This is a genomic window from Bradyrhizobium sp. USDA 4451, assembly GCF_054822585.1.
This window is the reverse complement of sequence record NZ_JBTRCH010000001.1, coordinates 7,667,896-7,680,114: the sequence shown is the minus strand read 5'-3', so window position 1 is coordinate 7,680,114 and position 12,219 is coordinate 7,667,896. Positions and strand designations below refer to the sequence as shown.

16 protein-coding genes are annotated in these 12,219 nt (G+C 61.7%); 6 read left to right on the top strand and 10 right to left on the bottom strand.

The window, feature by feature from the left end; all coding sequences use genetic code 11:
• The first annotated feature begins 99 nt into the window (after positions 1-99).
• Positions 100-885 carry an SDR family NAD(P)-dependent oxidoreductase gene (locus tag ACVMB0_RS35985; protein WP_461349234.1) on the top strand — a complete coding sequence of 262 codons (786 nt, stop codon included), beginning with the start codon at positions 100-102 and terminating at the stop codon, positions 883-885.
• A gap of 98 nt (positions 886-983) precedes the next feature.
• On the opposite strand, the gene ACVMB0_RS35980 is transcribed toward ACVMB0_RS35985, so the two are convergent.
• Positions 984-2,360, bottom strand: coding sequence for an Nramp family divalent metal transporter (locus ACVMB0_RS35980; RefSeq protein ID WP_456753140.1), 1,377 nt, complete (start codon positions 2,358-2,360; stop codon positions 984-986).
• A gap of 322 nt (positions 2,361-2,682) precedes the next feature.
• On the opposite strand from ACVMB0_RS35980, the gene ACVMB0_RS35975 reads away from it, so the two are divergent.
• The gene (locus ACVMB0_RS35975) at positions 2,683-2,991 is read left to right on the top strand and encodes an NUDIX hydrolase (RefSeq protein WP_461349233.1); all 309 of its coding nucleotides are present in this window, start codon (positions 2,683-2,685) and stop codon (positions 2,989-2,991) included.
• Positions 2,992-3,250: 259 nt separating this feature from the next.
• On the top strand, positions 3,251-3,496 hold the full coding sequence (locus ACVMB0_RS35970; protein ID WP_461349232.1) for a DUF3551 domain-containing protein: 246 nt from the start codon (positions 3,251-3,253) through the stop codon (positions 3,494-3,496).
• On the opposite strand, the gene ACVMB0_RS35965 is transcribed toward ACVMB0_RS35970, so the two are convergent.
• Positions 3,441-3,674: a hypothetical protein gene (locus tag ACVMB0_RS35965; RefSeq protein WP_461349805.1), complete on the bottom strand. Its 234-nt coding sequence runs from the start codon at positions 3,672-3,674 to the stop codon at positions 3,441-3,443. The genes ACVMB0_RS35970 and ACVMB0_RS35965 overlap by 56 nt on opposite strands.
• A 31-nt stretch (positions 3,675-3,705) precedes the next feature.
• On the opposite strand from ACVMB0_RS35965, the gene ACVMB0_RS35960 reads away from it, so the two are divergent.
• Complete coding sequence (locus tag ACVMB0_RS35960; protein WP_461349231.1) at positions 3,706-4,008, top strand: hypothetical protein; 303 nt, start codon at positions 3,706-3,708, stop codon at positions 4,006-4,008.
• A 432-nt stretch (positions 4,009-4,440) separates the two neighbouring features.
• On the top strand, positions 4,441-4,752 hold the full coding sequence (locus ACVMB0_RS35955; RefSeq protein ID WP_456753144.1) for a DUF6894 family protein: 312 nt from the start codon (positions 4,441-4,443) through the stop codon (positions 4,750-4,752).
• 871 nt (positions 4,753-5,623) lie between these two features.
• On the opposite strand, the gene ACVMB0_RS35950 is transcribed toward ACVMB0_RS35955, so the two are convergent.
• Together ACVMB0_RS35950 and ACVMB0_RS35945 are read right to left on the bottom strand one after the other, a co-directional pair.
• Positions 5,624-5,896, bottom strand: a complete 273-nt coding sequence (locus ACVMB0_RS35950) for a hypothetical protein (protein ID WP_461349230.1) — start codon at positions 5,894-5,896, stop codon at positions 5,624-5,626.
• Between the two features lie 144 nt (positions 5,897-6,040).
• The gene (locus tag ACVMB0_RS35945; RefSeq protein WP_456753145.1) at positions 6,041-6,361 is read right to left on the bottom strand and encodes a low affinity iron permease family protein; all 321 of its coding nucleotides are present in this window, start codon (positions 6,359-6,361) and stop codon (positions 6,041-6,043) included.
• A gap of 119 nt (positions 6,362-6,480) precedes the next feature.
• Between ACVMB0_RS35945 and ACVMB0_RS35940 the strand changes: the two genes are divergently transcribed.
• Positions 6,481-7,338: an SDR family oxidoreductase gene (locus ACVMB0_RS35940; RefSeq protein ID WP_461349229.1), complete on the top strand. Its 858-nt coding sequence runs from the start codon at positions 6,481-6,483 to the stop codon at positions 7,336-7,338.
• An 82-nt stretch (positions 7,339-7,420) separates the two neighbouring features.
• On the opposite strand, the gene ACVMB0_RS35935 is transcribed toward ACVMB0_RS35940, so the two are convergent.
• The 6 genes from ACVMB0_RS35935 to ACVMB0_RS35910 all read right to left on the bottom strand — a co-directional run bounded on the left by ACVMB0_RS35935 (position 7,421) and on the right by ACVMB0_RS35910 (position 12,189).
• Positions 7,421-7,639 (bottom strand): hypothetical protein, encoded by a 219-nt coding sequence (locus tag ACVMB0_RS35935; RefSeq protein WP_461349228.1) that lies wholly within the window; start codon positions 7,637-7,639, stop codon positions 7,421-7,423.
• Between the two features lie 5 nt (positions 7,640-7,644).
• Positions 7,645-8,034 (bottom strand): c-type cytochrome, encoded by a 390-nt coding sequence (locus ACVMB0_RS35930; protein ID WP_461349227.1) that lies wholly within the window; start codon positions 8,032-8,034, stop codon positions 7,645-7,647.
• 20 nt (positions 8,035-8,054) lie between these two features.
• On the bottom strand, positions 8,055-8,678 hold the full coding sequence (locus ACVMB0_RS35925) for a c-type cytochrome (RefSeq protein ID WP_461349226.1): 624 nt from the start codon (positions 8,676-8,678) through the stop codon (positions 8,055-8,057).
• A 3-nt stretch (positions 8,679-8,681) separates the two neighbouring features.
• A complete protein-coding gene (locus tag ACVMB0_RS35920; protein WP_461349225.1) occupies positions 8,682-9,512 on the bottom strand; it encodes a substrate-binding domain-containing protein in 831 nt (276 codons plus the stop codon).
• Positions 9,496-11,292 carry a PQQ-dependent dehydrogenase, methanol/ethanol family gene (locus tag ACVMB0_RS35915; protein ID WP_461349771.1) on the bottom strand — a complete coding sequence of 599 codons (1,797 nt, stop codon included), beginning with the start codon at positions 11,290-11,292 and terminating at the stop codon, positions 9,496-9,498. The genes ACVMB0_RS35920 and ACVMB0_RS35915 overlap by 17 nt, the downstream gene beginning before the upstream one ends.
• A 153-nt stretch (positions 11,293-11,445) precedes the next feature.
• The gene (locus tag ACVMB0_RS35910; RefSeq protein ID WP_461349770.1) at positions 11,446-12,189 is read right to left on the bottom strand and encodes a heme-binding protein; all 744 of its coding nucleotides are present in this window, start codon (positions 12,187-12,189) and stop codon (positions 11,446-11,448) included.
• Between the last annotated feature and the right edge of the window lie 30 nt (positions 12,190-12,219).

Here is a 12,219-nt window from a genome sequence, read left to right as displayed (position 1 = left end):
GCGCTCGAGAAGTTTTGCAGCCGGTGATGGAAGGGACGGATAGGAACAAGCCGACTGTCGGCGATTTGAGCGAGCAACTCATTTGTTCGAGGATTGCTCATGTCAGCCGCACGTCAATTTGCTATCGTCACCGGCGCATCCACCGGTATCGGCCTGGAACTTGCCCGATGCTGCGCGCAGGCGGGCTTCGATCTCCTGATAGCCGCCGATGAGAACGCGATCGAAACGGCGGCTGCTGAGCTGCGGGGATTCGGTGGACAGGTGGATGCAGTGCTGGCAGATCTCTCGACGACGGAAGGGGTCGATCGTCTCTGTGCCGCCACGCAGGGCCGTCCGATCGACGCTCTGCTGGCGAATGCCGGCGTCGGTCTCGGTCGCGCTTTCATGGACCAGGATTTCAACGGCATCCGGCGGGTCATCGACACCAATATCACCGGAACGGTCTATCTCCTCCATTGCGTCGGCAACGAGATGCGCCGCCGGGATTCCGGCCGCATCCTGATCACCGGCTCAATCGCCGGCTTCATCCCCGGCAGCTTCCAGGCTGTCTACAATGGCTCCAAGGCGTTTCTCGACTCATTCTCTTTTGCGCTCCGGGAAGAATTGCGCGATACCCGCGTCACCGTAACCTGCCTGATGCCCGGTGCGACCGAGACGGAATTTTTCCGCCGCGCTGACATGATGGATACTAGCGTCGGCACCACGAAGAAGGACGATGCCGCAGATGTCGCCAGAGCCGGCTTCGATGCGATGATGAAGGGCGAGGGGGACGTCGTCACCGGCCTAAAAAATAAGCTGCAGTCGGCAGTCGCCAACATTACCCCCGCCGCCCTTCTTGCCAAGCAGCACCGCAAGATGGCGGAGCCGGGAACTGCCAAGAAGTAAGCTCCTATTGAGTGCCGGCCCGAACTAGCCTGGCTGCCTCGATCTCCGCAAGGATGGTTCTTCAAGGCGGTTGTGGCGAGCAGGTCTTGCCTTGTCGCCTATAGCAACCAGGATACAACGAGGCCGATGCTGGCCGTGAAAATGGCGGCCACGGTGACCCAGCTGAGCAGATTAAGCCAGAAGCTGTTGGTCTTATCTCCCATCAGCTCCCGATCGTTGGTGAGCAGCACGATGAACAAAAGCAGCGGTGGCGTCGAAAAGCCCTGTACGATGCCGGCATAGACCAGAGCCTTCATGGGATTAATGCCGAAACTGTTCAGCACGACGGCGAGCGTGGTGAAGCCAGCGATCAAGGCATAGAACGCCTTGGCTTCGCGCGGCCTCGCATGAAGGCTGCTTTTCCAGCCGATCGCTTGAGCGAGATCGTAGGCGGCTCCGGTCGTCATCACGGGAACAGCCAGGAAGCCGACCGCGATCACCCCTGTGGCGAACAGCACGGTCGCACCGCTGCCGGCCAATGGACGAAGTGCCTCCGCCGCTTGCGCCGCACTCTCGATATTGGTCTGTCCGACCTGATGCAGTGTCGCACCGGTCGATAGGATGATGAAGTACATGATAATATTCGAGAATACCATTCCGACGACGATGTCGCGCTGCGAGCGTGCGAGTTCGGCATCGCTCGCGCCGCGTCGCTCGGCTGTCCTGGTCTTGCCGGCGGCAATTTTCTCTTCAACCTCGACGTTGGATTGCCAGGTATAGAGATACGCCGACAGCGTGGTTCCGATGATGGCGACGAGGATCGAAAGAGAATCCCTGGTCAGTTCGACATGGGGCAGGAAGGTGCCGCGCAGGATCTCGGCCGGATCAGGCCTGGCGAGGATCGCTGACCCGGCATAAGCAAACAGCGAGAGCGCCAGCCATCGGAACACGTTGCGGATGAAGTCGTAGGAGCCGAACATCTGAAACAGCAGGATGATGCCGGCGATCGCGATCTCGGTCAGGAACGGCGGTATCGGCACAAAGATGTTCAGACAGGCCGCCATGCCAGCAATGTCGGCGGCGGCCTCAATGGTGTTTCCGATCAGCACGCCGATCAGCATCGGCCACAGCAGCCATTTCGGATAGCGTTCCCGGACGACCTGGAATAGCCCTTTGCCGGTGACTTGTCCCAGTTTGGAGGAGAGATAGACGACCGAGAACATCATCGGAAACGTGACGGGCGCCATCCAGAGCAGCGTGAGTCCGAACTGCGCGCCGGCACTGGCATAGGTCCCGATCGCAGAGCAATCGTCGTCGGCGGCGCCCGCCACGATGCCGAGCCCGAGGGCGCGTCGCCAGTTTGGGCGAGTTTTCTCGCTGTTGTCAGTCAAATCGGGACAGCCGGATCTAGACCGCCGACGTTCGGTCGGCACGCCGAGATCAGCGCGCGCGGTGCCCCGAAGTTCCTCACGGTGCCGATCGAAATCAAACAGCAAATAGGATCGAAATCTGCACGCTATCCTAACATACTTAAAATCATCTCCCGCAGTCTCGCGCTACCATCAACGTCTATCCGTGAAGGCAGGGAGGCGGCGATGCTCGATAGCGAGACGGCGGCAGTGCTCCGCGCGGTGCTTGACGAGGTCTGCGGAGATGTGCCGCGGTCCGACACGAGCCGGCGGACCAGCGTAGCTTTCGGGTTGCTGCAAGCCGTGCACAATGGGCGGCCGTCTCTCGACGAGCTCCGGAGCGCTGGTAAAGCGGCGCTGCACTCCGCTCCCGGTAAGCGACGCTGACCAGGCATTTCCGTCTCCGCGCATGGGCAACAAGCAATTCGCGGCTCTTCCTTTCCGTCGACGCAAGGCTGACTTGTGCATCCTGCTGATCACGACAGGGCGCAAGCAGCGGTGGTCGGTCCCGAAGGGTTGGCCGAAGCGCGGCAAGCCGCAGCGCACCGCCGAGATCGAAGCCTTCGAGAAGGCGGGCGTGCTGGGTAGAGTGCGAGGAAAGCCGATCGGCCGCTACAGTCACTGTAGCCGGAAGGGAAAGCGCAGGATCGCCTGCGACGTCCAGCTGTTCTCGATGAAGGTTCGCGCGCGAAAGTCTCGGTGGCCCGAGCGTGGGTAACGCGAAACCAAATGGCTGCCGGTAAAGCGGGCCACAGCGCTGGTCCACAAATCTGAGCTGAGCCGGTTGATCGCGCGCTTTGCGCGCAACAAGTGTCGCAAATAGGGGCGCGGGAGACCGTCGGGCGCCTGCCACATCGGGGTGTCAGGCTCGACGCCATCCCTATTCAAGCCGTGGCTCGCTGAACTCGGCTGCCGACCCGTTAGGAACTTGAGCCGTTTTGCTCGGTTGGACGAGCATCGCCTCGAGAGAGTCAAGCATGCGTATCTATCTGTTCATCGCGGTCATGGCGCTTGCAATATCAGGACCGACAAACGTCACCGTCGCCAATGCACGTGACTACCCATGGTGCGTGCAGGGAAGAGGCGTCGGATATCCCGGCGACTGCATGTACCAAACGCGCGCCCAATGTCTTGCATCGGCATCCGGAAGGAATGTGACATGCGGGGTCAACCCGCGCGCGGCGTTCGGTCAGCAGCGTCCGCGCTATCGAGATCGGTATTGATGTTCTGGTCTCGGATGATCGGGCTTAGCTGGAGCTCGTCTTCGGCCTCGATCGGCTTGCGAGACTGATGATAAACGGGCTCGACGTCTCTGCCGCTGAACGCCGGAGAAGACGCGCCGCAGCGGGTGATGGAGCGGTGATGGCAGCTAGATTCGCCCCTCAGCAAGGAGATCGCCATGCCCTGCATTGGGCGAGGACAAGTCGCCATCTTGGCGGTGCTGATCGGATTGCTTGTGCTCGCCATCATGCTTGCGGTCGCCGGCTGGAATTCCGTAGGCTCAGCCGATATGACTCGTGCCGGATGGATGGCGATGGGCTTGGGAGTTTTCTTCTCCCTCGTCGTTGGTTGCGGCCTCATGGCGCTTATGTTCTTCAGCAGCAGGCGCGGTTATGACGATGAAGCCGCGAATCCATTCCGAGGCCATGAGTTCTCAGAGGAGAAATCTCCCGAGATGGCCGCTGATCCGCCTCGGAAACCGATCGACGGGCCGTCGGCCGATCGGAAGAGATAGGAGAAGGTGGGAATGCACTGACCGGTGATGCGATCCGTGTGGGGTTGTACGCGACGAACCGTGCCGATCGCGTTCGCTTGGTCATCACACGCAACGACACGGCGTCCGGTCTCTTGCACAATCTTTGTGGCCGCCTTCATCACCAGATCCGCGTTGGCGTATTCGAGCACGATGATACTGCCGTCCCCTGCAAGGAGTCAGGGCTCACCACATTGATGGCGACAGCGGGCCTTCTGGCTCAAGCACAGAATCCTGAACAGGGCCCTCGTTTAACGCGGTAAAACGCCAGGACTGCCTCCACGGGAGCAGCCAGCGCGGTTCAGGCCGCCCACTGTATTGCAACCGGAAGTCGGTTCCCGCCTTATGCTATGTGAAGCGCCGCAAGCTTCGACGTCATGCGCGTTGGCGCCAGGGTGGTGCGGTGCCAGAGTCATGAATGGCGTCGCGTCTGGTATGGCCGCGTCTGATTTGCACGGCAGGAACGAGCCATCTGCACATGGTTTGATCTCGATGAGCAAATATTACTTCCATATCTCAAATGGCCACCCGTTTTATGACCCGGAAGGCGAGGAGCTGCCAAGCGACGAGGCAGCCTGGGAGGTTGCTGTGATGACCGTTCGGGATATCGATTCTAACCTGGATCTCGACCAGTCCAACCAGTGGTCGGTTGTGGTCACGCGCGAAGATACCCCGGTCTTCAGGATCGACGTCCGTGCCAAACGCATCGAGATCGAGCCCAGCTAGACGTTCGGTCGGGCGTGAATGATTGGCAATCTGCTGTGGGCCTCGATGAGAAGATGGGCCATGCGCTCGGTCGCCGATCGGGGCCTACATTGACGATCAATTCTCTGAAGACCGCTGCGCCGATCGTCTCGCGCCGCAACGCGTCCGCAACGTTTGGGCGCTGCCTGTTCCGGCAGCGTAGCGCATCGTGTGGTACGAAGCCCAGGATGCAGGGCGTCAGTGCTAGAAGCTCATGGTCCATGACGTTGAGGTGAGGACTTTCCAGATCGAGCATCTGGCCCGGAATCTGCAGCGGACAGCATTTGCCAGTGGCCATCGGGCGTCACCCTGGCGCGGAAGACGAATCTCAGGAAGGCGACGAGGCCATCTCTTCGATGAGAGAGTATTCCTGTGGCCGGCTGCCGTCGATAACCATCGTTCTCCGCGCAGCAAGCCCCTTTCTTGGACAGGAAGCTGCTGGAGAGCCCGATATCGGCCCGTCCGGAATGTTGGGAGCAGTCAGTCTCGTGATCAGAGCGCGCGAGGCTTGAAGCCCTCGCCGCGACGCATCGCCGCTGCGACACATCCTGCTGAAGGAAGCGCTCTTAGGAACGTCGGTACCCGAGAGATGTTGCTCGCTCTGGTCCAACACAGAGGAAGCGCTCAAATGAAAGTAGCGAAAATCGCTTTGGCAGCCGCATTCATCTTCGGGTCAATAGCCGCAGCAACCGCCCAAGGCGGCGGCGGGGGCGGTGGCGGTGCCGGCGGAGGCGGGGGCCGGCGCCGGTGGCGGTGCCGGCGCGGGTGCAGGTGGCGCAGGCGCGGGCGGTGCAGGCGCCGGAGGCTCGGCTGGCGGCGCAGGCGGCGGAGACTCTCCGGCGGCAGCTACCGGTCAGGGTGCCTCGAGCAGCCCGCGTTCGGCGAACCCCGGAGCAACCATGAATGACACGAAGGAGCGCCGGGGACGCTGAGGGAGTTTGCCCGAGCCGGTTTTGAAGACCGGCTCGGGATCTGTTGCGCAATCGGTCAGCGGCGGCTCAGGCGGGCGGGTCACCGCCGGACCGGTGCGCAGCCGTCGATAGCGTCGGACGTTGGTGCGATAAACCGGCGATCGGGCGTCCTCGAGCCAATCCGCGTGGTCTGGTGAAATCTGCACTGCCTGCATCCCTCGAGCCAATCGATCACCTGCTTCGGAAGCCTGGCATCGGCCATTTGCCCTGCTGTGCAGTCAAGCAGCGGGCGCGCAGGTTCGACGCAACAGCGCTCGCAAGCGCACGAAAGAGACTGGGGCTCCGCCAAGCCCCGAACGTCAGCGTTTTCGTCTGACGTGCTCGCGCTGCCGTTCAACTTCCTCCGCGTCCTCGTCGTCGACTTCCATCAGGCGCGGATGTCCGCTCGCCCTTAATAGTTCGTCAAGCTTGGCGTGAATGGCTTGTGTGTCGCGATGCTCGGCTCGTTGGATGAGCAGTGTCATGCCCCATGTCGCCAGTGTGGCGAATGAATGCCATTCGAGGCCATTGCCAAACGCAATCCAGGCGATCGAGTACAGCACAAAGATGACGAAGGCGGCGGGCCGTGCCGTTGCTGTGCCTAGCGTGGTAAGCCAACCTTTAGCTGATGCAAAAGACATTCTGCGGGAACGTCGATTTGCTGGAGCGGTTCCAATGGGCGCCGAATCGGATTCGGCGGACGGATGCAGGAACGACCGTGGGGAGCCCGCGGTTGGTCAATTCCATCTTGGAGTGCGCCATGACCGATTTTCCCAAATCGCCGTTTCCCCCTCAGAAGCAACCGATGCCGGGCTTGACCAGCAAGATGGACCCAAGGCCCGATCATGGCGAGGCGAGCTACAGGGGATCCGGCCGGCTTACCGGCTTCAAAGCGATCATCACGGGCGGCGATAGCGGAATTGGACGTGCGGTCGCGATCGCCTATGCGCGGGAGGGGGCGGATCTGGTGCTTGCCTATCTCGACGAGGACGAGGACGCTGCCGAGGTCAAGAGCCTGGTCGAAAGAGAGGGACGCAAGGCCGTGCTGATTTCCGGTGACGTTCGCAACGCCGAGCATTGTCGCGGCATCGTTCGCCGCGCCGTGGATGAATTGGGCGGGATCGACATTCTCGTCAACAACGCTGCGCATCAGGCGACATTCAAGGATATCGGCGACATCAGCGATGAAGAGTGGCAACGCACGTTCGAAACCAATATCCACGCCATGTTCTACCTGAGCAAGGCGGCCGTGCCTCACATGAAGCCCGGAGCCGCGATCATCAATACGGCTTCCGTCAATTCCGATATGCCAAACCCGATCCTGTTGGCTTATGCGACCACAAAAGGCGCCATTCAGAACTTCACCGGCGGACTTGCGCAAATGCTTGCAGCGAAGGGAATTCGGGTCAACGCGGTCGCGCCGGGTCCGATCTGGACACCGCTCATCCCATCCACGATGCCGGAAGAGGCGGTCAAGACGTTCGGCCAGCAAGTGCCGATGAAGCGCGCAGGGCAACCCGCCGAGCTCGCAACCGCGTACGTCATGCTCGCCGATCCGCTTTCGAGCTACACGTCGGGGACGACGGTGGCGGTCACCGGCGGCAAACCCTTCATATGAGAGCGATGCCGTTGCCGCCCGAAAGCGACGATCGGCGTGGCTGAAGTCATCAGCGCGCGAGAATGTCCTCGACGTGGGTGACCTATTTCGGTCTTTTTGGCTTCGCGCCGAGAAGGCCGAGGATGATCAGTGCGAGCCAGATTTCCGGCAGGATGAAGGGAATAAGTTTAAGCGACGAAGCCCACATCAATGCCCAACCGCCAACAAACATGCTTTCCGCCACGACCATTCGGCGGTCGATATGCGCGAGGCGAGCAACCAGTTCGTGCCACACCGCTGGCGCAGGATTGGGCTGATCCATGGCCGTTATCGCAACGTGTAGAGGAATGCGGCGATATCGCTCGCATCGTCCTGCGAAATACCCGAGCTCGGCATGGCGTTGCCGGGCAGCATCCTTTGCGGATCCTGAACCCAGAACGTCATGTTCTCGGGCGAGTTCTGGATGAATCCGGCGATATATGTCCTGGTGGCGATTCGTCGAAGCGAGGGGCCGACATTTCCGTCGGCGTTAGCGATTCCAGGAATTTCGTGGCAGCCACCGCATCCGTACCGTTTCACGAGATCTGCACCCCGGCGCGAACTGCCATTGAAATTTTCGGTACCCCACGCGGCAATGTTTCCGTACGCGGTCAGGGCTGATCCAAGGCAAAGCACAACGAGCAAGCGGCGCGCCGACATTGCGATCCTGCCGCCCATTGGGGGCTGCCATCGCGCGCTCACGGCTTTTGACCCGAACTGAATTTCTTGGTGCTGGACCAAGGATCGCTGGTCGAGACCTGTTCGGTCGGGACCTGCTCGATCTCGGGTGACAACGGCTCCGCGGAGAACGTGCGGCCCCAATGGCGGCTCGGTTCGTTGCTGATCTTGCCGATATAGGTGACCAGATCCCAGATCACCGTGTCCGGCAATACGGCGCCCCAGGCAGGCATGCCGTTCGGCCGTCCCTGGTAGATGGAAAGGTAGATGTTTTCCGGTTGCGAGCCGTAAGTGAAGATGTTGTTGCTGAGTGACGGGCCCATGCCACCGCCGCCATTTGCGGCGTGGCAGCCGACGCAGTTGAAGTTGACGAAATAGGTCATGCCGCGCTGCTCGGCCTTCGGATCACCCTGCATGGGGTTCTTGATCGTCGGGTTGCTTGGCTGAGCGCCCGGAAAGAGGTGGCTGACGGGCACCTGCATGAACACGCCAGGCCGGCCGTTGCCGACGCTTTGTCCGAAATCCGGGCGCGGAGAGACCGTGGGCGTTTGCGCTTCCTGCGATTGCGGCAGGCTCTGCTGGCCGATCGCGGCTTGGCTGCTCGCGAAAAGCAGGAATCCGCCAAGTGCGAGGATCGTCCGCATCAGCTAACCGCCTCCGGCGGAGGTTTGCGTCTCGACCAAGGGGACGCCGTAGCTGCGCAGCAGCGAGGTGATCTCCGGCCGATGCCCGTCGATGAATTCATTGAGGCGGTCTCGCAGCGCATGATCGCCCTTGCGTACGCCCATCGAAATCGAAAACTGGAACTGCTGCGGCGCAAATCGTTCGCCGTCCCGGACCGGGGTGACCATGAGTCTGACTGGCGATCCTTTGGCGAAGTAGCCGCCGAGCGGCCCCCACGCTGCGGCGACATCGATCTCGCCGCTTTCGACCGCCTCGATCAGGCGCGCGGGTGGATCGGCGTCGCGATAGTCGCCGTAGATCGAGTAGCCGCGGACATTGTCGACGATGCCCTGTTCGCCGAGTGCCTCGGCCGGAGGCGCATTGTTTCCGTCATCGCCAATCAAGTGAACCCCGATCCTCAACTGATGCAGTTTCGGATCGAGCAGCGATGCGACATCGAGATGCCGGTCCCGCCGCGTCACGAAGACGTAGGTCGAGCGATAATACGGCTTCGTCGTCTCCGCCATTTCGAAGCAGTCCGGAACGCCGATCACGACGTCGCATTTTCCGGCCCTGAGCGTATTACGGATGAAGCCGCGGCGCTGCGCCCACCAGGTGTAGGAGAGCCGCATCCCGAATTGTTCGGCCATCATGGCGGCGAGCCTGTTCTCGAACCCCTGCTCCGCGCGATTGGAGAACGGCATATTGTTCGGATCGGCACACACGCGAAGCTCGCCAGCCTGCTCCGTAGCCGCGGCGGCAGTGCCGAGCGTAACGGCCAGGATCGTGCAAACACACTCAACGAGCCGGCGCATGACCGTTGTCCTGAACATTTGTGCCGCCGAGCTTGAACACGAGCAATTCGCTGCCGCCTGCGGTGTAGAACGGCAAATCCTGGGTGGCTCCCGTGAAGCCCAGCGCGCTGTTGCGCACCCGGGCATCGACCTCTGCGTTCGCGACCACCCCGGGCCAGCCGCCGACACCGGACAGGATCGCGATATACTGCTGCCCATCGGAGCCGCGGTAAGAGATGGGCTGGCCGATGAAGCCGGAGCCGGCGCGGAACTGCCAAAGCAGGTGACCGTCCTTCGCATCCACAGCTTTGAAGAGCCGGTCCATGGTGCCGTAGAAGGCGACGTCGCCGGCGGTGACGAGCGCGCCGCTCCATACCGGGAGACGCTCGTGAATCTCCCAGACTTTCTTCCGTGCAACGGGGTCCCAGGCCATGAACTCGCCGCGATAGCCGCCGGGCCCGGCATACATATCGACATCGGCGCCGACATAAGGCGTGCCGGCGATGTAACCGACCTGGGACGCCTTGAAGTTCATGCAGAGATGTTGATGCGGAACGTAGAGCAGCTTGGTTCGAGGCGACCAGGCGGTGGGCTGCCAATCCTTGGCGCCCGGCGACGCCGGGCAGATATCCTCAATGGTCTTGCCGAGCAGCGGCGTCTTGTCCTCGTTCGGTATGATCCGTCCCGACTTGAGGTCGACGCCCTTGTAGGCGTTGATGAGCTCATAGGCGTCGGCGGAAATCACCTCACCCGTGCTGCGGTCGATGACATACATGTAGCCGTTGCGGCCGGGGTGAATCAGCACCTTGCGCGTCTGCCCATTGATGGCGAGGTCGACCAGGACGTTCTCGTTGATCTCGTCGTGATCGAACAGGTCATGGGGATTGAGTTGATAGGCCCATTTGGCGTGCCCGGTGTCCGCATCGCGCGCGAAGATCGTGCTGCTCCAGAGATTGTCGCCGCTGCGCTGATTGGCATTCCAGGGGCTCGGGTTGGCGGTTCCGTAGTAGACGAGGTTGAGCTCCGGGTCGTAGGAGACCCAGCCCCACACGGTGCCGCCGCCGACCTGCCAGCGGTCCGCCGGCCAGCTCTTCACGCCAAGGTCCTTGTCCTTGAGATTGGCGTAGAATGGCTTGAAGTCGTCGCCGATCAGCACGTCCTGGTCCGGGCCGGTGGAGTAGGCGCGCCAGAAGATCGCGCCTGTGCTCTCGTCGAGCGCAGTGAGCCAGCCACGCACACCCATTTCGCCGCCGCTGTTGCCGACCAGGATCTTCCCCTTGGCGACGATCGGCGCCATCGTGATGGTCTCGCCCTTGTTGATTTCGCCGAGCTTCGTATGCCAGAGTTCCTTGCCCGTCTTGGCATCGATGGCCACGGTATGGTTGTCGAGCGTGTTGAGGAAAATCTTTTCATTGTCGTAGGCGAGGCCGCGGTTGACCACATCGCAGCAGGCAACGCCGGCCGCCGCCGGCTCTGGCTTCGGGGCATAGGACCACTTCAGCTCTCCGGTGGTGGCATCCAGCGCGAAGACGCGATTGGGATAAGGGCCTGCGTAGGGACCCACCACATACATGGTATTGTCGACGACAAGCGGAGCCGCCTCCTGACCGCGGTCAGCTCCCACCGAGAAAGTCCAGGCGAGCTGCAGGCGCGATGCGTTGCCCGCATTGATCTGATCGAGACCGCTATAGCGCGTGTTGGCGTAATCGCGCGCCGCCATCGTCCATTGTCCGGGATCCCTCATTCGGTTCTGCAGGTCGCTTTGCGCGAAAGCAAATGAGGTCCAGGCAGCGCAGACCATGCTCGCCGTTGCGACCAAGGCGCGGCGACCGTTCGTGTTTAACATAGGTGAAAGTCTCCACGGCGATGGAGGCCGGGTGCCGCGTTGCATTTCCGGTCACCGACGTACAAACGTTGCGCCTTGGCTTGGTTCCAAAAATGGCTTGGGTGCGGCTCAACGCACGACGTTTCCTGACACGCCCGCGCCGAGATCGACCGCAATCTGGTCTTCCTTGCCGTTGCATTTCGGATGACCAAAGCCCGAGGGGCTTTTGCCGTCCGGTCCGATATCGTAGATGATCGCGTCCTTCATGTTGGGACTGACGCCGGCAGGCACATGATCGAGGCCGAGCAGGTGGCGCACGCGCCAGGCGACGTTATGGTCTGCACACGAACTGTCTCCGCTGACGCCGAGCGCGCCCCCGATGCCGTTGCCGTCGTAGAGCGGCAATCCGCCGCCGAAGACGATGACACCGCCGATCGGCTTGCCGATCATCGGATCATGCTGCGTCCCGAAATCCTGGCTCTGGCCCGCATAGATCGTATCCGGAATTGGCGGATTACTCGACGCCGCACCGAATAGAAAGCCGCCGGGTTGCGCTCCGGTGTAGAGATTCGCGGTCGCCATCGCCTTGTCCTTCAGGCTGAACGCGTTCGCGGTGTTGGCCTTCTCCGCGGCGATGGCGCGGCTGCCCGGCCATTGATCGTCGGCCTTGTTGCCGCTGAATGCAACTGCGCAGACAACGCCCTGCCGGTTGACCACCGCGGCCCATTCATGATTGTCGAGCCCGCCATTGCTCGGCCCGCCTGAGGGCTTGACGCTTTTCTTCAGGATATCGGCCAGGTGGTCGTGATCGACCGGACAGGATGCGCCGGCACCCTGGGAGGGATCTTGCGCAACAGACTGTTTCGAGAGCAGGAGACCGGCAACTGATAGGGCTACTGCCCC

What these genes read in the sequence shown, in the direction of transcription:
- ACVMB0_RS35975 (WP_461349233.1), top strand. Translation starts at nt 2,683, where the DNA reads ATGGGCAACAAGCAATTCGCGGCTCTTCCTTTCCGTCGACGCAAGGCT.
- ACVMB0_RS35985 (WP_461349234.1), top strand. Translation starts at nt 100, where the DNA reads ATGTCAGCCGCACGTCAATTTGCTATCGTCACCGGCGCATCCACCGGT.
- ACVMB0_RS35925 (WP_461349226.1), bottom strand. Translation starts at nt 8,678, where the DNA reads ATGCGGACGATCCTCGCACTTGGCGGATTCCTGCTTTTCGCGAGCAGC.
- ACVMB0_RS35970 (WP_461349232.1), top strand. Translation starts at nt 3,251, where the DNA reads ATGCGTATCTATCTGTTCATCGCGGTCATGGCGCTTGCAATATCAGGA.
- ACVMB0_RS35930 (WP_461349227.1), bottom strand. Translation starts at nt 8,034, where the DNA reads ATGGGCGGCAGGATCGCAATGTCGGCGCGCCGCTTGCTCGTTGTGCTT.
- ACVMB0_RS35920 (WP_461349225.1), bottom strand. Translation starts at nt 9,512, where the DNA reads ATGCGCCGGCTCGTTGAGTGTGTTTGCACGATCCTGGCCGTTACGCTC.
- ACVMB0_RS35950 (WP_461349230.1), bottom strand. Translation starts at nt 5,896, where the DNA reads ATGCAGGCAGTGCAGATTTCACCAGACCACGCGGATTGGCTCGAGGAC.
- ACVMB0_RS35935 (WP_461349228.1), bottom strand. Translation starts at nt 7,639, where the DNA reads ATGGATCAGCCCAATCCTGCGCCAGCGGTGTGGCACGAACTGGTTGCT.
- ACVMB0_RS35965 (WP_461349805.1), bottom strand. Translation starts at nt 3,674, where the DNA reads ATGGCGATCTCCTTGCTGAGGGGCGAATCTAGCTGCCATCACCGCTCC.
- ACVMB0_RS35945 (WP_456753145.1), bottom strand. Translation starts at nt 6,361, where the DNA reads ATGTCTTTTGCATCAGCTAAAGGTTGGCTTACCACGCTAGGCACAGCA.
- ACVMB0_RS35915 (WP_461349771.1), bottom strand. Translation starts at nt 11,292, where the DNA reads ATGGTCTGCGCTGCCTGGACCTCATTTGCTTTCGCGCAAAGCGACCTG.
- ACVMB0_RS35940 (WP_461349229.1), top strand. Translation starts at nt 6,481, where the DNA reads ATGACCGATTTTCCCAAATCGCCGTTTCCCCCTCAGAAGCAACCGATG.
- ACVMB0_RS35955 (WP_456753144.1), top strand. Translation starts at nt 4,441, where the DNA reads ATGAATGGCGTCGCGTCTGGTATGGCCGCGTCTGATTTGCACGGCAGG.